The sequence below is a fragment of the Butyricimonas faecalis genome (genome assembly GCF_003991565.1).
In the GTDB taxonomy this organism is placed as follows: Bacteria; Bacteroidota; Bacteroidia; order Bacteroidales; family Marinifilaceae; genus Butyricimonas; species Butyricimonas faecalis.
Genome location: NZ_CP032819.1, coordinates 1,940,622 through 1,964,197, shown reverse-complemented (window position 1 = coordinate 1,964,197; position 23,576 = coordinate 1,940,622). Strand labels below are relative to the sequence as shown.

The 23,576-nt window shown below is 42.2% G+C and carries 24 protein-coding genes; 15 read left to right on the top strand and 9 right to left on the bottom strand.

Going from position 1 to position 23,576, the window contains the following annotated elements; genetic code table 11:
- Positions 1-125: 125 nt before the first annotated feature.
- Positions 126-665, top strand: a complete 540-nt coding sequence (locus D8S85_RS08755; protein ID WP_106480375.1) for a 5-formyltetrahydrofolate cyclo-ligase — start codon at positions 126-128, stop codon at positions 663-665.
- Positions 666-726: 61 nt separating this feature from the next.
- Here D8S85_RS08755 and D8S85_RS08750 read toward each other — a convergent pair whose 3' ends face one another.
- Complete coding sequence (locus D8S85_RS08750; RefSeq protein ID WP_106480374.1) at positions 727-897, bottom strand: DUF362 domain-containing protein; 171 nt, start codon at positions 895-897, stop codon at positions 727-729.
- A 289-nt stretch (positions 898-1,186) separates the two neighbouring features.
- On the opposite strand from D8S85_RS08750, the gene D8S85_RS21490 reads away from it, so the two are divergent.
- From D8S85_RS21490 to D8S85_RS08695, 12 genes are all read left to right on the top strand, one after another.
- A complete protein-coding gene (locus tag D8S85_RS21490; protein ID WP_172726494.1) occupies positions 1,187-1,348 on the top strand; it encodes a hypothetical protein in 162 nt (53 codons plus the stop codon).
- Positions 1,302-1,769: a DUF6169 family protein gene (locus D8S85_RS08745; RefSeq protein ID WP_127074976.1), complete on the top strand. Its 468-nt coding sequence runs from the start codon at positions 1,302-1,304 to the stop codon at positions 1,767-1,769. The genes D8S85_RS21490 and D8S85_RS08745 overlap by 47 nt, the downstream gene beginning before the upstream one ends.
- A gap of 165 nt (positions 1,770-1,934) precedes the next feature.
- Positions 1,935-2,504 carry a 50S ribosomal protein L25/general stress protein Ctc gene (locus D8S85_RS08740; protein ID WP_106480372.1) on the top strand — a complete coding sequence of 190 codons (570 nt, stop codon included), beginning with the start codon at positions 1,935-1,937 and terminating at the stop codon, positions 2,502-2,504.
- Between the two features lie 20 nt (positions 2,505-2,524).
- A complete protein-coding gene (gene pth / locus D8S85_RS08735; RefSeq protein ID WP_106480371.1) occupies positions 2,525-3,094 on the top strand; it encodes an aminoacyl-tRNA hydrolase in 570 nt (189 codons plus the stop codon).
- A 161-nt stretch (positions 3,095-3,255) separates the two neighbouring features.
- Entirely contained in the window at positions 3,256-3,627 is a 372-nt protein-coding gene (locus tag D8S85_RS08730; protein ID WP_106480370.1) for an RNA-binding S4 domain-containing protein, read from the top strand.
- Between the two features lie 86 nt (positions 3,628-3,713).
- Positions 3,714-4,259: a DUF4924 family protein gene (locus D8S85_RS08725; protein ID WP_127074975.1), complete on the top strand. Its 546-nt coding sequence runs from the start codon at positions 3,714-3,716 to the stop codon at positions 4,257-4,259.
- A gap of 36 nt (positions 4,260-4,295) precedes the next feature.
- Positions 4,296-5,336: a hypothetical protein gene (locus D8S85_RS08720; RefSeq protein ID WP_106480368.1), complete on the top strand. Its 1,041-nt coding sequence runs from the start codon at positions 4,296-4,298 to the stop codon at positions 5,334-5,336.
- Between the two features lies 1 nt (position 5,337).
- On the top strand, positions 5,338-6,555 hold the full coding sequence (locus D8S85_RS08715) for a M16 family metallopeptidase (RefSeq protein WP_106480367.1): 1,218 nt from the start codon (positions 5,338-5,340) through the stop codon (positions 6,553-6,555).
- 8 nt (positions 6,556-6,563) lie between these two features.
- A complete protein-coding gene (locus tag D8S85_RS08710) occupies positions 6,564-7,205 on the top strand; it encodes an O-methyltransferase (protein ID WP_106480366.1) in 642 nt (213 codons plus the stop codon).
- 114 nt (positions 7,206-7,319) lie between these two features.
- The gene (locus D8S85_RS08705; protein WP_106480365.1) at positions 7,320-8,114 is read left to right on the top strand and encodes a thymidylate synthase; all 795 of its coding nucleotides are present in this window, start codon (positions 7,320-7,322) and stop codon (positions 8,112-8,114) included.
- Positions 8,115-8,264: 150 nt separating this feature from the next.
- Entirely contained in the window at positions 8,265-8,753 is a 489-nt protein-coding gene (locus D8S85_RS08700; RefSeq protein ID WP_106480364.1) for a dihydrofolate reductase, read from the top strand.
- Positions 8,750-9,487: a Kdo domain containing protein gene (locus D8S85_RS08695; protein ID WP_106480363.1), complete on the top strand. Its 738-nt coding sequence runs from the start codon at positions 8,750-8,752 to the stop codon at positions 9,485-9,487. Before D8S85_RS08700 ends, D8S85_RS08695 begins: the two co-directional genes overlap by 4 nt.
- 2 nt (positions 9,488-9,489) lie before the next feature.
- Here the strand turns inward: D8S85_RS08695 and D8S85_RS08690 are convergent, their stop codons facing one another.
- From D8S85_RS08690 to D8S85_RS08680, 3 genes are read right to left on the bottom strand one after another with little or no spacing between them, the layout of a single operon-like run.
- Positions 9,490-10,542, bottom strand: a complete 1,053-nt coding sequence (locus D8S85_RS08690; RefSeq protein WP_106480362.1) for a CDP-glycerol glycerophosphotransferase family protein — start codon at positions 10,540-10,542, stop codon at positions 9,490-9,492.
- On the bottom strand, positions 10,539-11,276 hold the full coding sequence (locus D8S85_RS08685; RefSeq protein WP_106480361.1) for a phosphocholine cytidylyltransferase family protein: 738 nt from the start codon (positions 11,274-11,276) through the stop codon (positions 10,539-10,541). The genes D8S85_RS08690 and D8S85_RS08685 overlap by 4 nt, the downstream gene beginning before the upstream one ends.
- A 13-nt stretch (positions 11,277-11,289) precedes the next feature.
- The gene (locus D8S85_RS08680; RefSeq protein ID WP_106625043.1) at positions 11,290-12,345 is read right to left on the bottom strand and encodes a pyridoxal phosphate-dependent aminotransferase; all 1,056 of its coding nucleotides are present in this window, start codon (positions 12,343-12,345) and stop codon (positions 11,290-11,292) included.
- 225 nt (positions 12,346-12,570) lie between these two features.
- Between D8S85_RS08680 and D8S85_RS08675 the strand changes: the two genes are divergently transcribed.
- Together D8S85_RS08675 and D8S85_RS08670 are read left to right on the top strand one after the other, a co-directional pair.
- The gene (locus tag D8S85_RS08675; protein ID WP_127074974.1) at positions 12,571-13,185 is read left to right on the top strand and encodes a DUF4254 domain-containing protein; all 615 of its coding nucleotides are present in this window, start codon (positions 12,571-12,573) and stop codon (positions 13,183-13,185) included.
- Positions 13,182-14,258 carry a glycosyltransferase family 9 protein gene (locus D8S85_RS08670; protein WP_127074973.1) on the top strand — a complete coding sequence of 359 codons (1,077 nt, stop codon included), beginning with the start codon at positions 13,182-13,184 and terminating at the stop codon, positions 14,256-14,258. Before D8S85_RS08675 ends, D8S85_RS08670 begins: the two co-directional genes overlap by 4 nt.
- A gap of 26 nt (positions 14,259-14,284) precedes the next feature.
- Here the strand turns inward: D8S85_RS08670 and D8S85_RS08665 are convergent, their stop codons facing one another.
- From D8S85_RS08665 to D8S85_RS08645, 5 genes are all read right to left on the bottom strand, one after another.
- Positions 14,285-14,755 carry an RNA polymerase sigma factor gene (locus D8S85_RS08665; protein ID WP_106480358.1) on the bottom strand — a complete coding sequence of 157 codons (471 nt, stop codon included), beginning with the start codon at positions 14,753-14,755 and terminating at the stop codon, positions 14,285-14,287.
- A gap of 237 nt (positions 14,756-14,992) precedes the next feature.
- On the bottom strand, positions 14,993-17,545 hold the full coding sequence (locus D8S85_RS08660) for a zinc-dependent metalloprotease (protein ID WP_106480357.1): 2,553 nt from the start codon (positions 17,543-17,545) through the stop codon (positions 14,993-14,995).
- Between the two features lie 22 nt (positions 17,546-17,567).
- Positions 17,568-18,479, bottom strand: a complete 912-nt coding sequence (locus D8S85_RS08655) for a hypothetical protein (protein ID WP_106480356.1) — start codon at positions 18,477-18,479, stop codon at positions 17,568-17,570.
- A gap of 9 nt (positions 18,480-18,488) precedes the next feature.
- On the bottom strand, positions 18,489-19,937 hold the full coding sequence (locus D8S85_RS08650) for a RagB/SusD family nutrient uptake outer membrane protein (RefSeq protein WP_106480355.1): 1,449 nt from the start codon (positions 19,935-19,937) through the stop codon (positions 18,489-18,491).
- Positions 19,938-19,949: 12 nt separating this feature from the next.
- Positions 19,950-23,549: a SusC/RagA family TonB-linked outer membrane protein gene (locus tag D8S85_RS08645; protein ID WP_106480354.1), complete on the bottom strand. Its 3,600-nt coding sequence runs from the start codon at positions 23,547-23,549 to the stop codon at positions 19,950-19,952.
- Positions 23,550-23,576: the final 27 nt, after the last annotated feature.

Sequence of the window (23,576 nt, the reverse complement as noted above, 5' to 3'; positions counted from 1 at the left end):
CGGGATGGGTTGTTTGTAAGCGTCCAAATATATCTGGTAACTCTTTGGTAGCTTGTTTTGTTTATTTCTGCAAAAGTACGATTTTTGCAGAAAATAATGAATAAAGATTAGGAAGATTGTTTACCATGGATAAAAAAGAATTGCGAAAACAGATTAAAGTTTTGAAAAACCAGTATTCACTGGAGCAAAAGATAGAAATGTCTCGTCCCTTGTGGGAGGAGCTGGAACAAACGGATTTTTTTAAAGAGGCTCGAACCGTGTTGCTCTACTGGTCTATGGACGACGAGGTGTTCACGCATGATTATGTTTGCAAGTGGGCAGGAGAGAAGACCATCCTGTTGCCTTGCGTGAAGGGGGATGTGTTGGAATTGCGGGTGTTTAAGGGGATGGAGTCTCTGCAACCGGGAGAGGCTTTTGGTATACTGGAACCTGTCGGCGAGTTGTATACGGATTATGATGCAATAGATTTGATCGTGGTGCCGGGCGTGGCTTTTGATCACCGCGGGAATCGTTTGGGACGAGGACGCGGGTATTATGACAAAATTTTAAAAGAGACGCGGGTTGCCCGGAAGGTGGGGATTTGTTTCGGTTTCCAGTTCGTGGAAGAGGTGCCTGTTGATGAGTTGGACGTGCGGATGGATCTCGTGATCCATGGGATGGTGTAGTCTCTATAAGAATAAAGCTGCCCTTGAGGGGGCAGCTTTGTTTTTTCTTTTTTTATGATGATTAAGCTTCTTTCGGAGCTCCAACAGGACAAGTACCAGCACAAGCCCCGCATGAGATACATTCATCAGCATTGATTTGATAGTGATCATCACCCATAGAGATTGCTCCTACCGGGCATTCTGATTCACATGCTCCACAAGAAATACAATCATCAGATATTACGTAAGCCATTTCTAAAAAAATTTGTTTGTTAATAATGACGCAAAAATAAGACCTATAATTGAAACAAAAAACTTTTTCGAAATAAAAAGGGGTGTTCCGTGTGAAAAATTGTTGCTGAAAGGGGCAAGTTTTTGATTTTTTATTATTGATTATCAGTCTTTTGGTTCTAATTTGTTAAGGAGAGAGTAGGTGCTTATTTATATTGATTGTAAATGATGTTAATTCGTGATATTATTGTGATGTTTGGATTGTTATTCATATCTTTGTATCTATAAATGAGGATTTAAAAATCATTGAAATGAAAACACAAAAAGTAGAAACGAAAAGTTTTTTTCAAAAATTGTTGGAGGATAAGCGTGCTATTCGGGAGTGTATTCAGAAAAATGGTGATTTGAAAAAATTAGCTAAAAAACGTGATATTAAATTTGCAACTCCCGTATCATATCGTTCTGACAGATGATCTGACATATAAATTTATAACACAAAGCGGTGTTGTTTATGCCGCTTATTTTATTGACATTAGTGAAACTTTCGGGGCTGATCATGTTTATTCCTTTTCTTTTGATGCCGCAGGGAAAACAGTGAATGATGGGAGGGTTCGTCACACCATTGTTAAGATATTAAGTGATTTTTTTCAAGTAAATCATAATTCGCTTATTGTTGTTTGTGAGACTTGTGATAAAAAGGAAAATGCCCGATTCCGATTATTTGAAAAGTGGTATGACCAAACTGGTAAGCATGATATTGAAAAAGTCGACGCCTCGGTGGATCATGCGGATTATAATTTCCGGTCTTCTCTTTTGCTTTCCAAAGAACATCCTTGTTACGAGGAAATCAAGAGCATATATGATGAGTGGGTTAAAAGTGAGATGGAGAAATGAGGATAATCGCCTTGAAAAAAGTGTTGTGATTCTGATAATTTGTTCGTACATTTGCGCCGCATTAAAAGTACGGGGATAGTTTTAAACGTGCAATGGGAATGCAGACGTGGCTTATAACCCCGGGGCATCAGTCTGGATTTGAGTAGCACAAGCAATTTTATTATTATGCAAGTATTTGATTTAAAAGGAGAAGTAAGAAACGATTTAGGTAAAAAAGCTACCAAGGCTGTAAGAAGAGAAGAGAAAGTTCCGTGTGTTCTTTATGGTGGAGGGGAAAATGTTCACTTTGCAGTTCTTGATAAAGATTTGAAGAAACTTCTTTATACTCCTAAGGTATATTTGGTAAATTTAGACCTTGATGGAAAATCTTACAGCGCCGTGATGAGAGATATTCAATTCCACCCGGTAACGGATAAGGTTTTACATATTGATTTTTATCAGACTGCAGAAGATAAGCCAGTTGCTATGGAAATTCCTGTTCGGGTAACCGGACACGCTGTCGGAGTACAAGCCGGAGGTAAGTTGGCTATCGTTTCTCGTAAATTGAAAGTAAAAGCTCTTCCGAAGGATATGCCGGATGAAGTTGTTCTTGACGTAACTTCTTTGGGCGTAGGTAAGTCTATCAAAGTACAAGATATTCACGTGGAAGGTGTTGAGATATTGAATGCTAAGAGCGTTGTGGTTGCTCAAGTTAAATTGACAAGAGCTGCAAGAGCTGCGCAGAATGCTCAATAATGGTTTGAAAAAGTAGACAGATGAAATATCTTATTGTGGGATTGGGCAACATAGGTCCCGAGTACCAGAATACACGACATAACATCGGATTTAAAGTATTGGACGCCTTTGCAAAGGCGTCCAATACTGTTTTTGAAGATATGCGTTACGGTGCGGTTGCCACAGTGAAATTGAAGGGACGTACACTGATTTTGTTGAAACCGAATACGTACATGAACCTTAGCGGTAAGGCTGTCAGTTATTGGATGCAAAAAGAGAAGATCGAGTTGTCGAATCTTTTCGTGGTGGTGGATGATCTGGCGTTACCTTTCGGGACAATCCGCTTGAGGGGCAAGGGAAGTGACGGGGGGCACAATGGTTTGAAGAATATTAATCAATTGTTGGGAACACAAGATTATGCCCGTTTGCGTTTCGGTATCGGAAACGAGTTCCCCAAGGGGAAGCAGGTGGATTACGTGTTGGGAGAGTGGTCGCCGGAGGAAGAGGAACGTTTACCCGTCATGTTAAAGCATTGCGGGGAGGTGATTGAGAATTTTATTTTTATCGGGGTTGATAAAACGATGAGCCTGTGTAATAATTTACGATTTTAGATTTACGATGTATGATTTACGATGTATGATTTTGAAGTCGTGATTCAGAATTTGAAAATGAAGATTTCAGATTCGTGATTTCAGATTGGCATTTGTTTTGTCATTTGCAGAATAAGTTATAGCTTTGGAATGACAGATTGTAAGTTATAAATGAATAAGCCGTGGAGAAGGTTAGAATAGATAAATGGTTGTGGGCGGTTCGAATTTTCAAAACCCGCTCGTTAGCTGCGGAAGAATGTGGTAAAGGTCACGTCTCTATCGGGGATGCCCACGTGAAGGCATCCCGGGAGGTGAAGGTCGGGGATGTAGTGAAAGTACGGGTCCCGCCAATAGAACGGGAGTACATGGTGAAACAAGTTACCGATAAGCGGATGTCTGCCCAGTTGGCTGTTGATTTCGTGGAAGAGATCACCCCGCAGGAAAAGCTCGATATTCTCCGGGGAGTTTTCATGCAATTTGAAAGTCGAGATCGTGGTTCCGGACGTCCCACGAAACGGGATCGGCGGTTGATAGATAAACTCAAAGAATTGTAAAATTGTAGATTTAATGATTTTAAATTCCAGCCGCGTAAGGCTCACGTTTCTAATCATAAATCATAAATCGTAAATCATAAATTAGTATGTTGATAGCACGCGAGAAGAGAAAGAGCAATGTGGCTGAATATATCCTGTATATGTGGCAGGTGGAGGATATGTTGAGGGCGATGCAAATGGATATCGAGCTAGTAAACCGAAACGTGGTGAGCCAGTTTGGGGGAGATGATGCGGCACGAAAAGAGATCAGTGATTGGTATGACAACCTGATCGAGATGATGAAGAAAGAGGAGGTGGTGAAGAGCGGGCATGTACAGGTGGTGAAGAATATGGTGAACGAGTTGACGGAATTGCATTACCATTTGCTCCATAACGTGCAGGATATGAAGTATAAGCAGTTGTTTATGATGGCTGCAAATAATTTGTTGGATTACCGTCGGAAGACGAACCTGCCGGAAGAGGTTTCCGACGTGGAACTGGCGCTTCATGCTCTTTATGGACATTTGATGTTGCGATTACAGAAAAAAGAGATAAATTCGCAAACAACAATGGCAATGGAAACGTTTAGCCGGATGCTAGCTTACTTGGCACTTCGGTACAAGGAAGTAGAAGAGAACGAGGAGATGATATGATTTGTTGTCGAGTAATTCATGATTAAACCGATTGATATGAAGAGATTAATATTTTTAGTGATTGTTTTGTTAGGGGTGATGAACGCTTGGGCAGAAGAGGGATCGAAGGAGTTTAAGAAGAGTTTTCCCGCGGATGCCATTGACGAGTTGACGGTTACAAATCGGTATGGAAACATCGATATTAAGCAGGAAGGCAATGAATTTTCCATCACGACTTCCGTGTGGGTGGAGGCGAAAAACAAAGCCAAGGTAGACGAGATGTTAGAGTATATATCCATAACGGCCAAAGAGCAGGGAGGTGTGTTGAACGTGGAAACCTTATTCCAAAAAGACATGAGCTTGCGGCAGATGTTCGCGGGGGTGACCGTGAGTGTTGATTATCATATCAAGGTGCCGAAAGGTAAGAAAGTGCGTTTGGTATGCACGGAGGGGGGAGCTTCTGTTGCCGATTTCGTGGGGGATATGAGCGTGGAGATCGTGTCCGGAAATTTTAAAGCCAACTCGGTGACGGGAGGAGAATTGTCGGTGAAACAGAATAAGGGAGAATTTGACGTGGAAAAATTGGAAAATGTAATCGCCGAGTTTAAATCCTGTAAGGTAAAAATCGGGGAAGGGAAGGATATGAAGTTGGATTGCACGTCGACAACCTTGCAGTTGATGGAGGCGAATAAACTTTCGCTAAAAACATCGGGTGGGACTTGTTATTTGGGAATGGTCGAGGATATGGACGGAACTTCTTTCTACACGAAATACGAGGTGCAGGATATTGGCGGGTCGCTCAATATGGATATGCGTTGGGGAGAGTTGAATGTGCGTAATGTTAATTTTTCGTTCGCTTCTGTTAACGTGAAAGGTTCTGCCACAAAGGTGGGATTGACTTTCATGGAAGGGTGCGGTTATACGTTGGGGTTGACACGTAATAAAAACTTAAAGGTGGATTTACCTCAGGGTGTGACGCTGGAGAATAAACCGACGGCGGACAAGAATATTTTGTTTGAAACCGGGTTCATCGGGAATAAGAAATATGCGGGGAAAGTGAATCTGAACCTGTCGGGAGGAAGTCTTTTTATTCAATAAAATGTATCAAACACATATATTTGCTAATGGATTAAGGTTAATCCATAACTATGTACCGAATAAGGCCGCTTATTGCGGATTGATTATAAACGTGGGGAGCCGGGATGAACGAGAAGATGAACTGGGGATGGCTCATTTCATTGAACACGTGATTTTCAAAGGTACGGAAAAACGTAAAGCCTATCATATATTAAGCCGTCTGGAGGATGTCGGGGGAGAGTTGAATGCTTATACCACGAAGGAGGACACGTGCGTGTATGCCACGTTTATGGCGAAGGATTACGAGCGTGCGCTGGAATTGTTTGCCGATATCGTGTTCCATTCGGTGTTTCCGGAGAAGGAGATCGAGAAGGAGAAGGACGTGGTGTTGGACGAGATCAATTCGTACAAGGATAACCCGGGTGAGTTGATTTTTGATGATTTTGAGGAACTGATTTATACCGGCTACCCGATCGGACGGAATATTCTGGGTGACGAGGCTTCCGTGGAGAGAATTTCCCGGGATATGGTGCTGGATTTCGTGAAACGTAATTATTTCCCGAACCGGATGGTCATTAGTTCGGTCGGGGATATCCCGTTCGAGAAGTTGGTGCGTTTGGTGGAAAAATATTTTTCGCCTTACGAGGTCGGGACTCCGTTAAGGACTAGGATCAAGCCTGAAATATATACACCCCGATTCGTGGAGATGGATAAGGATACGCACCAAAGTCATTGTATTATAGGGAATATCGCTTACGATTACACGGAGGATAACCGGTTGGCCTTATCGCTGTTGATGAACTTGTTGGGCGGGACGGGGATGAATTCCCGTTTGAATTTGAATATTCGTGAAAAGTATGGTTTGGCTTATAATATTGAGGCTTCCTATACGCCTTATTCGGACACGGGGGTATCGATGATTTATTTCGGGTGTGATCCGGAAAATGCCGAATGGTGTTTGAATTTATGCAAGAAGGAGATGCGGGCCTTGTATGAAGAGAAGCTGGGGCCCTTGCAGTTGAAACGGGCAAAGGCTCAGATGGTGGGGCAACTGGCAATCTCGTCGGAGAATTATGAAAATTTGATGTTGTCGATCGGGAAGAGTTTTTTGATTTACGATAAGGTGGATAGTCTTGAAGATATTTATACCCAGATCGAGGAAATTACTCCGGAATTGCTGATTCGAGTGGCGAAGGAGATTTTTGATGTGGATAAACAATCTGTATTACTATATAAATAAAGGCCGTTATGTTGGAAATGGATGCCGAATTGGAACAATATATACTGGCGCATAGCGAGCCGGAGAGTGAGGTGTTAGCCGAGTTATCGAGGGCGACCCATCTCCATGTTCTGCGTCCGAGGATGTTGTCGGGGAATTTGCAAGGGCAGTTTTTGAAAATGATATGCCGGATGATTGGCGCTCGTCGGGTGCTGGAGATCGGGACCTACACGGGGTATGCCGCTATTTCAATGGCTGCCGGATTGGAGGAGGGGGGAGTGCTGCACACGATTGACGTGAATGACGAGTTGGAAGATTTTACTCGTTGCTACATGGAAAAGAGTGGTTTGCAGGAGCGTATCGTTTTTCACGTGGGAGATGCTTGCGAAATTATTCCCACGCTGAATGAAGTGTTTGACCTGGTGTTTATCGATGCCGATAAACGGGAGTATTCGGAATATTATCGGCTCGTGTTTGATAAAGTGCGGAGTGGGGGAATGATTGTTGCGGATGACGTGTTGTGGGATGGTAAGGTGGCAGATCCGCAAGTGAAATTGGATGCTCAAACCAAAGGTATCCTGGATTTTAATGAAATGGTGCAGGCCGATAGCCGGGTGGAGAATATCCTGTTGCCTATTCGTCACGGGTTAATGGTTATAAGAAAAGTTTAGAATTTCAGATCATGTAGCATTTAGGATTTTAAATTTAAAGTTTATCTTTGTTCTATCATCTTTTGAAAGTTGAATGGCACATTTTCAATTTTCAATTTTCAATTTTCAATTATTATGAGGCAATATTTAGATTTACTGGATAGGATTTTGACGGAGGGGACGGTAAAAGAGGACCGGACGGGGACGGGAACGATCAGCGTGTTCGGTCACCAGATGAGGTTTAATTTGGAAGAAGGTTTTCCTTTACTGACCACGAAAAAGTTGCATTTAAAATCCATTATATACGAGTTGTTGTGGTTCCTGAACGGTGACACGAACGTGAAGTATTTGCATGATCACGGGGTGAGCATCTGGGACGAATGGGCCGACGAGAACGGTGATCTGGGACATATTTACGGGTATCAATGGCGTTCGTGGCCTAAACCGGACGGGACTGCTTTGGATCAGATTGCTCAAGTGGTGCATGACATCAAGCATAATCCGAATTCCCGTCGGTTGCTCGTGAGTGCATGGAATGCGGGGGATATTGAAAATATGGCCTTACCCCCTTGTCACGCGTTATTTCAGTTCTACGTGGCTAACGGAAAATTGTCCTGCCAACTTTATCAACGTAGTGCCGATACCTTTTTAGGCGTGCCGTTTAATATTGCCTCGTATGCTTTGTTGACCATGATGATGGCTCAGGTGTGCGGTTTGAAACCGGGCGAGTTCGTGCATACGTTGGGCGATACGCATATCTACTTGAATCATATCGAGCAGGTGAAATTGCAGTTGACGCGTGAGCCCCGTGCTTTACCCCGGATGGAAATCAACCCGGACGTGAAAAGCATATTTGATTTTAAATACGAGGATTTCACGTTGTGCGATTATAACCCGCATCCGCATATAAAGGGGGCGATATCGGTGTAATTTAGAATGTAGAATGTAGAATTTAAAATTTAGAATGGGAAGATTTTTGAAGGTGGGGACTAATTTGATTCTTCCCTATGAATAGGGGAGACGAACAAAGGCCGGAGGGGGGTAATCGTAAATCTAAAATCGTAAATCAAAAATTAATTCATGGTTTTATCAATAATAGTAGCAGCGGCAGAGAATAATGTTATCGGAAGGGATAACGGGTTGATATGGAGGCTCTCGGCTGATTTGAAACACTTTAAGGCTTTGACCACGGGGCATACGATTCTAATGGGACGGAAGACGTTCGAGTCGATCGGTCGGGCTTTGCCTAACCGGAGAAATATCGTTATATCCCGGAATCCGGAATTCGAGGCCGCGGGATGTGAGGTTGTACATAGTGTGGAGGAGGCTTTGGAATTGACAAAAAATGAAGACGAGGTATTCGTAACCGGGGGCGGGACGATATACAAGAAGTTGTGGGATAGAGCTGACCGCTTGTATCTTACCGTTGTTCACCAAGAATGTGAGGGCGACACCGTGATCCCGCCTGTAGACCCCAAAGTTTGGAAAGAGGTGGCGAGAGAAGCGGGTAAGGCGGATGAGAAAAATGAATGTGATTACACGTTTATAAATTACGAGCGGATAAAATGATTGACTACCAAATTAATCCGAAATATAAGTCTTTGGAAAAGGCCATTCTGGATATTCCTCGTCGTTTTGATCAGGAAGGAGAGGTCATTGATGACGGGCGGAATGTAATTAAGATCCTGGACGTGGAAGGAGAACGTTTTAACGTGAAATCCTTTAAAAAACCCAATATCATTAATCAATTCGCTTATGCCTACGTGCGGAAGGGGAAGGCTCAACGCTCGTTCGAGTATGCGAATATATTGTTGGAAAGGGGAGTTGGAACCCCGGAACCGATTGCTTATATCGTTTATCGAAATGTTTTCGGGGTAACCCGTAGTTTTTATATTTCCCAACAGGAAGAGTATGATTATACTTTTCGGGATTTGCGAGAGAAGCATCCGGCTGATTTGGAGACGATTTTACGGGAGTTTACCCGGTTCACGTATCATTTTCACACGCAATCCATCTATTTTATAGATCATTCTCCGGGGAATACGTTGATTCGAAGGGAAGGAAATCAGTTTCATTTCATGTTGGTTGACTTGAATCGAATCAAGTTAATGACGATTTCTCCGCTGGTGGGTTTGAAGAATTTTTACCGCTTGCACGCGACAGATGATATGATTGATGTTATCGCGGACGAATATGCCCGGTTGACGCATTCGGACGCGATGGAGATGACTCGTTTACTGAAAGAGTGGACCCATGCCCATGACGAACAGGTGCGCAAACGAAAAGCCAAAAAGAAGAATTAGTTTTATCTTCTTTTGACTTTACCGAATTTCTTGATGCTGGTGTATTTGCGCCAAAGATTTAATTTCCGTTTCTGGGGTACACCGTGGCGGGATATATAATCTCTGACAGCATCGAGCATACGATGGCAGACTTTCCCGTCCAGGTAAGGATCGTAGTTGTCGATGATCCATTTGCGCTTGGCGGCGAGTACGGCATCTTGAAGTACGAGATCGAAAGCATCGGGAAGATCTTCCGCGTTCTGAATATCCTGCCAGTAGATATCTTTTGCAATGGTTCGGTACGTGATGACCGGTTTGTCGAGTAACAAAAATTCATACACGGTCGATGAGGTATCGCTAATCATGACATCGGCCATGAGCTGGTACTTCGTGATGTTGTGATCTTCTACCCATAGCATGTTTTCATACTCCTCGGCTAGTTGCCTGTATTCTTCCATCCACTCACTTCGGGTTAACGGGTGGAATTTCAAGATGAGCAGAACATCTTTTTCCCGCGCTAATTTTTCCAATCCCTCTTTTATGAACGGCAGGGAAGTTAGTGACGGAGAAAAGGTGGGAGCATATAAAACTAATTTATTTTTTTTGTGTTTTCGGAGCAAGTCGTTTTTTTCGGAATCAAAGGTGTGTAGATTTTCGTAAATCCAGTCCTGACGAGGCCATCCTGTTTCAACGACTTCAAAATCCTTGTATTTTTGAGCGAGAGCCTTAAAGCCTTTCGTGAAGAAAGGCCCTTGGGTGAAATAGGTGTCAAAATAGCGGCGGATGACCCAATGATCCTTTTTCTCGGCAGCGTAACCGTGGAAAATTTGTATTTTCACTCCCGGCAGATAGTAGGGAACAATATTGCAGGGAACGAATATGGCATCCGGGGAAAAGTTGTAAATATCTTGTATGCTATTGGTCCATTTCACCTCATTTTTTAAGGGGAAGTCCGGGATATTTTTAGCGTGAACATACCAAATCACGGAATGTCCCCCTTCTTTATGGGCTTCGATTTCGAGGGGCTGCAATATATTTATCGCATATTTTTGCTCGCAGAATAGTACAATTTTCATGCTTGTAGATGTTTGGGTATTCGATTCATGGCATCGTGAAAATCTTCGGGGGTGTCAAGCTCCATGGAGAAATAGGCACTCGTGTCTACCGGATAAAAGTATTGCCCCCGTGCAATTAAACGTTCGAAGGCTAATTCATAAAAAACATTGTCCAATTTTTCGTGCTTGATCATCTGTTCCAATTCTTCGTGTAGGGCAAGGAGATAGGCATGGGACATTTTTTCAATGCCGATGGATTCGCCGATAGCCTTTTCAATGGAACAGGTTTTACTGATTTCCGTGATCTGATTTCTCTCGTTCACGATGACCTTGATCTCTTCTTCCCCGAGTTTATGGCTGTCCAATGCCAGGCAGTTGTCATGAGAGGCGTCCAGTAATATTTTTATAATCAACGGATCAAACAGAATGTCGCTATCGAGTAGGATGATCTCTTTTTCCTGCAACACTTCGGGTAATGCTAGCCACAAGGAGTATATGTTATTGGTGGAGGAGTAAAGTTCATTATGGATGAACTTTACGTTTAAAGAGGGATAACGGGTTTGCACGAAGGTTTCCAACATGTCATGCAGATACCCGGTGACAATAATAATTTCACGAATATTATTTTCCAATAAGGCATCGATCGTTCTTTCTAGCAAAGAACGATCGCCTATTTTTAGCAAGCATTTCGGTCGATCGTTTGTGAGCGGTCGTAACCGGGAGGCAATGCCTGCGGCAAGGATTATCGCTTTCATACACGTTGCCGGATTAGGATTGGGTTGACACGACTTCTTTGATGGTATCTATAACCAAACGGTTTTGTTTTTGAGTACCCAATGTGATCCGCATATGCGTGTTAATGTCTTCCTCATTCATGAATTTGATAATTAAATCTTTCGCTTTAAATGCTTCTTGTAGTTGAGGTTTTAATGAAATCGGGTATTTGACTAGAATAAAATTTGCATCCGAGTGATACACTTTGAATCCTTCTAAAGCTCCGATTTCCCGCATATAGGTTTCCCGATCCTCGGCCATCAAATCAGCCACGTGCTGGTAATAATCCTTCGCTTTCAACACGGCGATGCCGATTTCTTCGGAAAGCCGGTTGTAGCCTAAATATTTCGTGCTGTAATTCAAGAATGAGGACAATCCTTTCCCGATAAAAGCAAAACCGAGACGTAATCCGGGAAGCCCGTAAAACTTGGAGAGGGTTCGGATGATCAATAAATTCGGAAATTCTTCGATAAGCGGTTTTATATATGACGTGTCTTTGTTGCTAAAAGATGCGTAAGCCTCGTCAATGACAATCGCTGTTTCCCGGGGTATAAAAGAGAGAATTTCGTGTAACTCTTCTTTCGTCAAGGAGTTTCCGGTCGGATTGTTCGGGGAGGCGATTAACACGATTTCCGGTTTTTCCCGTTCCACCGTTTCCCGGATGCTCGGAATATCGTATTTGAACGTGTTCCCGTCCTCGAATAGTGGGTAGAAGATGGTTCTTCCGTTCACCTCGTCCGCGATGGATTTGTAGTACCACCATGAAAATTTAGGGATTAATAGCGTTTTTTGTTTCTGCCCGCCGGATAGGAAATAGTGAACAACCTGTTTTAATATGTCTTCCCCTCCATATCCTAAAATGACTTGTTTCTCTGGAATATCGTATAATTCGGCAATGTAATCGGATAGAATACTTTTTTTGCCTTCATCGTAGATTCTGGTGTAAAAACATAATTTGTCCGGATCAAAGTTTCTTAAAACTTTTTCAATCTCTGGGGCGGGACCGTAGTTGTATTCATTGCGGTCAAGGTATGCAATTTTCTTTCCCATCATAAATTGATCATTTATTTAATTTTAGCAACGTGCTTTTCTATCTTTTGAAGATAATAATGGTTATTGGTATTATTATCTTTGCAAAGATAATAACTTTCTTCTATTTATTTACAATTGACTTGTGGATTGATAAGCTCTTGGATGGATTTGTGCCTTGACACGTTATAATTGGAATACTTTTTGCTATTATTGTGATAATAATTGGATTGAAAATCGGGTATTATGTTATTTGCAGAGTTGTGCTATCAAATTTTTGAGGAGAGTACGTCGTGCTATCACCAGAAAGATTGTGTTGATGCAGAGATGGTTAATCCATACGAGTATAAATCAATAGAGTATTATTTGTTTCTTAAAAACTGGATAGATGCTATCCAGTGGCATTTGGAAGATATGATTCGCGAGCTGGATATAGAACCCGTGAAAGCCTTGGAGATCAAACGACGTATTGATCAATTGAATCAGCGTCGGACAGATTTAGTCGAGTTGCTGGACGGATATTTCTGGAATAAGTATAAGGACGTGAAAACGTTATCTTCTGCCACCGTGAACACGGAAAGTCCGGCATGGGCGATAGACCGCTTGTCTATCTTGTGCCTGAAAATTTATCACATGTCACAGGAAACACAACGCGGTGAGGTTACACAAGTGCATGTAAAAGCGTGTGAGGATAAATTAAGCGTGTTGCTAGAACAGAAACGGGATTTAATACGTGCGATCGATCAACTTTTGGATGATATTGAAACAGGACATAAATATATGAAGGTCTACAAGCAGATGAAGATGTATAACGATCCGGAGTTGAACCCTGTGCTATATAGAAAGGGGCAAGAATTATGAGTGTAAAAAAAGTATTGGTGATTCGCTTCAGGAGAATAGGAGATGCCGTGCTATCCGTCGTGATTTGTAGCTCTCTTCGAAAGAGTTTTCCCGAAGCGGAAATTCATTACGTGTTAAATGGCCACATCGCTCCTTTATTTGAAAATCATCCGGATATAGATAAAATTATTGCCTTTTCTGATGAGGAAAATAATCATTTTTTCAAGTACCTGCGGAAAGTCCGTCAGTTGATGAAAACGGAGCAATATGACGTGATCATTGATACCCGTGCCACGATAAAAACATTATGGTTTAGTGCGCTTTCTTTAAAAACGAAATATCGCATCGGAACTTCGAAGTTTTATAACCATTTTTTTCATAATTACCGGGTGCGCAATCAAGAGCATAATGATTTGAACGAGGTCGAGAGAAATCTATTATTGCTGCAGCCTTTGGAGCGGGAAGGAAAATTGCTAATGACCTCTGATTTCCGATTGTATGTGACAGAACAGGAAACGACAGAATTCAGGAAGTACATGGAGCAAAAGGGAATCGATCTTTCCCGTTTCATCGTGGTGTGTACACCCTTTACCCGTGTTGTAGGGAAGGCTTGGGATATGGCGAAAATGAAGGAGATATTTTCTCGCATCATTCAGCGTTATGATGCCCAGTTGATTTTTAATTATTCCCGGGAAGAAAAAGCCGCGGCTTTGACTCTGTACGAGGAAATGGGAAGGAACGAGCATATTTTTATTGATGTGGAAGCTGATTCGTTACGGAAATTGGTATCTATGCTGGAAACAGCCGATTTCTTTTTTGGAAATGAAGGAGGCCCCCGGCATATTGCCCAAGCATGTCACTTACCGAGTTTGGCTATTTATCCGCCTTGGGTTGAACTACCTAAGTGGTTGTCTTCTAACGATTTGTGTTATCAGGGTGTTACCCCTTTTGACATGTTCCCCGACCAGGTTATCGAGGGGAGAACGGAAAAAGAGATGTTCGATCTACTTACCGTGGAATACGTGTGGGAACGCCTGCAACCGATGATGGATAAGGTGTTTATTGATTGTGCTTTTGTTTCCAATAAAAAATAAGGAATAGAGGCCAATATGAATAAATATCATATTTCATTCTTCAATGCTTCCCGGATTTTCGTGTACGCCTCTTTTTTATAGTGTCGCACGGTGTTGTACTCCATTCCCGTTTGCTTGGCAATCTCTTTCGTGTCGTAGCCTTGTATAGATAACTCTAGGATCCTACGTTCACGAGAGGGCAAACGATGAATCAATTCGTACATGTAATCATGGGTGTCCACGACAATAAATTCTGTCATCAGATCCGGAAGAGCATCCATGTACACGGGACGGGAGTTACGAATAAAATTCAAACACAAATTCTTCACCGTGGAATAAAGGTAAGAACGTTGTTCCGCTTCATTTCGTTCTTCCACGATCTTATTGTACCCATTCAAGAAAGCCTGATGCACGATGTCTTCTGCCTCGTCAGGACAATAACGAGCAGCATAAGTATGTAATTCCCGTCTCAACTTACAATACAGGCGGGCAATCATTTTTTCTTGTTCTTTCATCATAACATCCGTTCACATGCCATTCCCGTTTTCATTCCCCCAAAAAGTTAGACTTCGATTATTCAGTTTACGGTCATTCTCCTTCTAAAAAACTGTTCCAAATATAGTTCTTATATTCAAATTTTAAAAATATACCTAAACCGTTATACAAAAAACTTCGGTCACGTTCAGAATGGACGTGACCGAAGGCATTTTACATTACATCTATTGTTGAATAACCTTTCAATATCAGGCAACCAACTAATCAAATAAATAGTTCAATTTTAATACAAGTAATCGATAGTGTTCTCTCGTCTTATCATTTCCCACATTCATTCGATTTTTAGCCATTTGATAAGTTTTTCGTAAATATTTCATCACAACGGGACGTTTATTACTCTTATCAATTTGCGGGGACAACACAATTTCACTCAACGGATTAACAGCATCAAAGCTACGATGAGATTCACAATAGGCGTGACAACTGCAAGTCGTTTCGTTATGAGCTTCTCTTAACGAGCGACTTCCCCCATGTGAAAATTCTCCTTTCTCTATAAATTTGGAGAGACTTTCCACAAACGAGTTTTGGAAAGCCATATTTGCCAATTGCAATGAACCCGTTTTTTTAGAAAACATCTCATCAAAAATAATTCCCAGGTACTCATCCAATGTAAATACATTTTTCCCATCCACTTCGTTGATTTGCAGACGCCCCAATACTTCACGAGTCAATAATTCATTAAAGAATTGAGTTTGTGCCACATAATGTTTTGCCGTCGGCCCGATTATAGCAGTGATTTTATCATTTATAATCCAATCCTGAAATTCATTCAAACTTTTCAGCACGAACTTCAACGCGGCAATTTGTTTTGCCTTGGGAACATACTCGTAAAGAGGTTCCGGGTCACCATAATATTTTGGATTGATGTACATACCCCCAACACTTACCATGGCATGATTCATAAAACGAAAGAATTGGTTGATGATTTCCTTGTACGTGCTTTCAACAGCCGCGTAACCTTCATCGTTTACAGCCATCCAATCCGTGAAATTGGCCGTCACGTATTTTAAATTTTTCAGACCGTAAGTATTTGCTTTAACCACGTCATCACCCAAATCTTCTGCCATGGAACGAGGGTCGAAGTTAAATTGAAAAACCTGCTTCCCGTAGAAACACATTTTGTTCCCGATCTGTTCTTTCACCCAACTTCTCAAGGTGGCTTTCTCGTCTTCAGGATCTTTCACGTTAGGAAGAACTTGATAGCCATACTTAATGGCAAATTTGTCATACACACCAATAAGCGGGGGCGTCAATTTAACCCCTTTCTCCATATCTCCGGGTTGAGCCACGTAGTTAAATCTGGCATAATCCATGATTGACGGTGTTGTCCCGTATTTTTGAGTAAATTCGGGATCTCTCAACTTTTCTACCGGAAACGCGGCTGATGCCCCAAAATTATGCATTAATCCCAAAGTATGACCGATCTCATGAGCTGCCACGTAGCGCATGGCCTCTCCCATATTTTCATCTGTCATCACGGGACAACGAACGGAAGGATCGACCGCACCGGTTTGAATCATTCTCCATTTGTTCAGCAAAGTAACCACGCCATACCATGAAATTACATCACCGCACAATATCTCTCCCGAACGGGGATCAATCCACGACGGACCCATTGAATTTTCCCGGGCAGAAGCCACAAAGCGGTAACAATTGTAATGAATGTCGTCCGGATCAAAATTCGGATCGTCCGTGGGATAATCTTTCACAACAATCGCATTTTTAAAACCAATCGCTTCAAAAGCAATATTCCAATCGGCGATTCCCAACTTCACATACTTCCTCCATTTTTCCGGGATAGCCGGATCGACATACCATACAATCGGTTTTACCGGCTCCACCAATTCCCCGGCCAAATACTTATCCATATCCTTCGGTTGCAGGTTCCAACGATTAATTATTCCATACGTCTGCAGCCGATCGTGATGCTCGTCAAACAAGAAGCGGATCTCTTCAAAGAAACCGACCCTTTCATCTGCATACCTGGGCACCATGGGAGTTTCTGGCAAAATCACAATATTGCGCGCTTCTATCGTGGTCAAGGGCCCCTCTTTGTCTGTTGTATAGGTCATCATGCTTTTCACGATGATATTATCCTCGAATGCCTTGAAGTCCTCGATCCGAGAACGATCACTCTGAAAGGTCCCGCCAAAAGGAACAAGCATTCTCACTTCTGCCGGAAGATCGGGAAAAGGAGAAAATTCGGCTATCGATGATAAAAATAACGAGGTAGCATCAATCACGCAACTGGATGAATCTTTCGACATCACCTCGATCTTAAACGACTTCCAAATAGGAGGATTACTATGTCTTTTATGGGCTTCGTACATCTCCGAAGAGGGCTTGCACACGTAGTGCAAATGAGGGAAATGCATGTACACTTTATTCTCATCACATGAGAAAGTAATCAACAACGGTGTCCTATTAATGGTTCCCGGATCGATTTGCCACGTACGACTAGTGGAAGAAACACGAGAACTGATCAAGAAATCGCGGCTCATCAATTTTTTCGGAATCTCCAAATAAATTTTATCCTTTTTCTTGATCACGTTAAACATTCCTTCTTTCACCGTAGCCTCTTTCATGAATTTGTCGTATTCACTTTCGGAAGCCGACTTGGAAAGGGAATCGTTTGATACCGTTTTCTCGGTTGCCGCTTTTTTCTTTTTCTTCTTCCCCCATGCACCATCAGCAGCATACGTACAAGTAGCACTAAAACACAGTAAAATAACAATATACAATACTCTATTCATACAACATACAATTAATGATTATTCAAATTTTAGCTTTATATCCCATATTTCTATAATCTATTCCGATCTCCTCCAATGCGTTTTTCACGCAGTTGTAACGAATGGCAACTTTAGGATATTCATCCACAAGCTGCAACAATTCATCATGATCCATGGTACACATCGTTTTCAAAAACAGAGATAAATCGGTATCCGGGTAAGACGGGAAATCCGTGTACCAGTAAGGATCCCCCCACCAGCCACTATAATAACCGGAATCGCTTATCGCCAAGAAACCTCGTTTATACCACTCCTCTTTAGGCAATACGGCATCCGGATCCTTGTAACGTCCGTAATATTCCTTGCTGGTTGAATAAAAGGCATCATCAATATTCAATCCTTTTCCTCGAATATCAGTACAATAATCCACCAAGAATTTCATCAGCCAGCTAAAAGAAAGGTCTTGTTTCTCTGTCTCGCTCAAATTCAACGTGTGTTCGCTGATCAAGAAAGATATTTGGGTTTCAACGGGGTATATCGTTTTCGGATCCCATTTTGTACTAGAAAAACCTCCGGTAAAGACAACGGAATCCGCCAGGATAATGCTATACGGGAAAAACTCTTTCTTGAACTCATCCGTAAAGGAGTTGCTAAACATCTCTTCAAAGAATTTTATCCCTGCCAACAGATGTTCCTGGCTCTGATCCGGCATCTTCAACCAAAGCGTATTTTTCCATTGAAAATTGAACAGATAATCTGAACTATCGGGATCCGTTATCAAAAGTTTCCCATACTTGTAGTAGTACTCCGATACATATTTCCATACCGGATCGGTAGAGGTGGTATCGTATTTTCTTTTATAAGATTGCTCTTCCACATGAATATCATCTTCATTAAAACACCCCGCCAACAATCCTCCGGCAATCAGTAGTAATAATATATACTTTTTCATCATGGTCTGGCATTAATTTTTTACAATAGTTTCTACTCGTTGAGCTTGCTCGATTTTATCGTTTCTTCGTTGAAGATCCATCGGTAATGACAACACATAATTGGGACTTTCAGCCTCTAAAACATAGGTTTCGTAAACTTCCTTGTTATTTATATTTTGATACACATGTTCAACAGCCAATCCCCAACGCCGGATATCGAACCAGCGAATATCTTCGAAACAAAACTCTTTACGTTTCTCTTTTCTGAAAATTTTCACCGCCTCTTCATCGCTGGCAGCCTCCAGTTTGGGGTTCGCCTCGTTCATGATGCGTTGCTTGTAGACTTCCGTTAAGTCCGCCATGGCCAAATCTCGTTGATTGGTGTTAAGATAAGCCTCGGCCCGGTTGAAATAAACCTCCTCTATACGATAGTTCATACCGAAACATTTGGAATAATCCGACTTGTATTTGTATAACTCCGTTCCGTTATAATTCCAAAACGTGTAACTATTTCCTCGAATATCGTTTGAATTTTCAGTGGCAATAGCCATTAGATCAGGAGAAACACAGAATTTTCCTACCGAATATTCCGTCACGTTAAAACCTGCCACGGCACCCCTGTTCCACCACGAGAAAAGTAAATTGGTTGCATCTCTTGAAATAATCGGGTCATAGCTGGTCCAATTGTCATAATTTATCCTCAACCGCTCCAACGTCATCACCGATTTTGACGTTTCCTCCAACAAATCACTGCAAACCGTTATCACCTCGTCAAAACGCTTTTGTTCCAAGTAAATCCTTGACAAAAATAGGCGAATCACCTCCTTGTTGGGACGGAAAACCGTTTTCATAACTTGTCCTTTTCCCAAATTGTTTAACGCGCTTTTCAAATCCGCCTCGATCAACTCGTAATTCTTGGCCAACGTTTCGCGCACGTAGGTCTTGTCCACAATACTTGTCTCCGTGTTTACAGGAACTCCCATCGCCGTTTTGGCTTGTTCTTCGCTACGCCAGGGTTCTCCATACATGTTTATCAAATACCAATACGACATCGCCCGTATGGCCTGCACTTCTCCTAATAACCGAAATTTCATGCCTTCGGCATCGTCTTCAAATTCATTCACCTTCTCTTCTATCATATTGCATATTAATATTTTATGATAGAAAAATTCCCATGCCGGATCAATCAACTCATCCCCGTTCTTTTTCATCTGAGGCTCTTTTGCCCAATTATACCAGCTCAAATAATCATCCCGATAATCTCGTTCATTTCCATTCACCATACTCCCCACATCGTCACTCATGATCATGATATTGTAACAAACAGCCTCCGATGATTTAGCGATTAATTCACCAAACACCAATTCGTTGTATTCATCCAAATTAGAAGGTATCACCTTATCCTTGTCTTTGTAATCCAAAAAATCACTGCATCCGCCAAGGAACAAAAGCAATGGCAATATATATTTATATATCTTCATGACTTCACCGATTTAAAAAGTTAAATTCAACATCAAAGAGTACGATTGCTGAGGAGGTATCGTACCCGAACCCAACGTTACTTGCTCGGGATCGCGTCCTTTTAGTTTTTTAGATTTTATCACAAAAGGATTCGTTACACCCAAACTCAAAGAAGCACTCTTCATGAATAATTTCCGTACAATATGATCTGACAACGAGTATGAAAAAGAGAGCCCCGTACAACGCAAAAAGTTACCTGAAACCACACGCAAGTCGCTGTCATTATACATCTGCCAATAGCTATAAGCAACCGTAGACGATGCATTCATCACGTTTCCTTTATTGTCCGGGTTCATGCCCGCTATCGTAAGAAATTCATCCGACAGCGCCGGAATATTGGTATGCTCTTCGTCACCCGGCTTTTGCCAGCGATCAACGAATTCGGAACTCATGTTTTGTGCCGGATAAGGCAGTTTGAAACTATCACCGTCATACAAATCATTTAACCGAATCTTATTTCCCAACGACAATGAGAACCTAGACGACAACATCATTCGTTTATAACGGAAAGACAGTGAAAAACCTCCGGAGAAATCTGCTTCCCGCTTTCCGCTATACTTCAACGCGGATGCCAAAGCCTCTTCTTTATTCGATATAATCACATTCCCCTCTTCGTCATAATCTTTCAGTCCCTTAAACTTCGGACGCCCGGAACTATCCAATCCATCAAACTGATAAGAATAGAATGAATTCAACGCGTACCCGTTCTTTACGATGGAACCACTTAAATAATCACTATACGTTTCCGTTCTATTCACGATATTCGAAACGCTGTTATAATTTTTTCCCGTGTTAAAAGATAAATCCAAGGCGATGTCTTTGGTCTTTATCGGACTAAAAGCGAGGGACAATTCCCATCCTTTATTAATCAAGTTTCCTCCATTAATCATCACAACCTTGCCTCCGTTTGTAGATTCAATCTCAACCGTCATCAATTGATCCTTACTCTTCCGATGGTAATAATCAAAAGAACCGTATAAAACTCCTTTGAATAAATCAAAATCAACCCCAAGATTAAAGCTATTTGTTTTCTCCCACTTCAAATCCAAGTTCGGCAAGGAAGAGACGGTGGCTGCATATTGCTCGGAATTCGCGTGCAAGGAACCCAATGATATAATCAAATTGGGATTGTGTGCATCCGTCACTTGTGCTTGAATACCATAAGATCCGCGAACGTCCAAATTACTCAACACGTTTTCTAACGGAAGCATAAAATTTTCATCCGTGATATTCCATCTTCCCGAGAAAGACCATATCGGTAAAAAGCGGGCCGTCTCACCTAATTTATTGGAACCGTCACCGCGCACGTTGGCCGACAAAAAGTATTTCCCACGGAAACCGTAAGAAAAAGAAGCATAATACGAGATAAAATTAGACGTGTTATCAGATACCGATGTCTTCAATCCTTGCATAGCCAAAATGGCTGCGGGCCAATCCGACAAATTTTCCAAAGTCACGAACTTCTTTCCTCGTTCGGGCAAATATCCCCAATCCTCTCGGGCATACCCTTTATATTTGGAACTGGTTGCCTCAAATCCGGCCGTCAATGAAAAACTGTGTACCTCGTTAAACATCTTGTTCGCATTGAAAGAAGCACGAATCATGTAAGCATCGTTTCCATCATTACTCGTGTTCAGGATTCCACCGTAAGGAATCAAACAAGTGTACTCTCTCAAATTTTTCAATTGGGAATCTGACAGCGAACTACGGTCAAAACCGTAGGGGGTGTTGCGATAAGTGCTCACTTTAAAACTACGTTCGCCATAGGACGTTTCTGCCAACGTGGAACTCGTGTTGTACGACAAGGTAAGGTCCAAATTCAACCACGGAGCAGCGGCATAACTCACATCCACGTGCGTATTTATGGAACGCACGGTTTGCGTAGAACCGGAATGTGCCAACTCGTTAAATACATTGTAATTCAAAACAACCGCTCCTCCTAAATTCGTGGCAGGCTCCTTCCCGTAGAAATAGTAAGAACCATCTTCATTATAAGCCGGTATGGCCCGGGATGTCGTGTAAGCGTACTCGTTCAAATCCACCGTGGGACGATCGGTCCGATTAATACTGGCAGCCATGTTGACCGTTGCCCGCAAGCGTTCTGAAAACTTGAATCCCAAGTTCGTCATGAAACTAAAACGCTCCCCTTGTTCTTGTAACTGAGAACCCTGTTGATTAGAATATCCCACCGAGAAATAGTAGTCAGCCCGGTCCGTTCCTCCGGATGCCGACAACGTGTAGGATTGGCTAAACGAATTGCGGAACAACAAATCGTACCAATCCGTGTTCTCTTCTTTCATTTTTTTCACCTCCCGGTAAAACTCGTTCATCGTGATCTGCCCATCCCACAAACGATATAGCGCACCTTCATATCCGACATCACTCGGAGAGAAACCGTCAAATTGCAATCCCCGGTTTTGAATCTCTTCCGACACTTCGATCCTCTCCTTCGAATTCATCCGAAATTGCTTATTGTAACTAGGTCTCTCCATAAAACTCATCGAAGTACTGAAACGAATGGAAGGAGCTCCCACTTTTCCGCGTTTCGTTGTGATCACAATCACACCGTTAGCCGCCTTCGATCCGTAAAGTGCCGTTGCCGAAGCGTCTTTCAAAACATCAATACGTTCTATATCCTCGGGATTCAACCCGGAAATAGCATTACCGATCAAATTCACGCGGTCCATGCTATTCAATTCCGTCGGATCCAGTTTCACGGGATCGCTCAGCACGATACCGTCCAGCACCCACAACGGCTCCCGGTTACCAATAATCGTGGAAGAACCGCGAATACGAATTTTCGGGGCCGCACCCACCGTGGAGGTCATTTGCATAACAGACATCCCCGGCACCTTCCCCTGCAACATCTGGTCGAGTGACGAACCTACCGGTTCAATAATATCTTCCGCACCCAATGACACGATAGACGATGTCAACTCTCTCTTTTTAAATATCTGGTATCCGGTAATCAACACTTCGTCCATCTCGTTCACCCGCTCTTTCATGACAATCGTTACCGGATCTTCCGAATCGCAAAGCAAAGATTCGCTCTCCATGCCCAAAAATGAGAAAAGCAAAATACTATTTTCCGGCACCCGGATCTGGAAATTACCCTTCGTATCGGTAGATGTACCGGTCACCGTACCTTTGATAATCACGGACACTCCCGGCATTGGCTCTCCCTTTTCATCTTTCACCACGCCCTTTGCCACAAGAGTTTCATCTTTTTTCACCTCTTTAATCGTGATCAAATTCCCGGTTATTTTATAAACCAAATTTGTGCCTTTAAATGCTTCATCAAGCACTTGCGATGGAGTTGCCCCCTTCATCTTCAACGTCACTTTTTTCTTACAGGCCTCAATCACCGCCGTTGAATACACCAAGCGATAATTATGTTTCTTCAGCACCTCCAAAACCTCTTTAACTGCGGCATCTTTTACATCGATATTCACATTTGCCTCCTCACTTTGAGCGTAAACCGGACAACTCAAATACAAAATCCAAAGGCATAACAACCCTAAGAGGGGGATTTTTTTTACATGATTACCCCCTGTAATCAAACATTTTTTCATACATTTATCTTTTAGAATTTAACATTT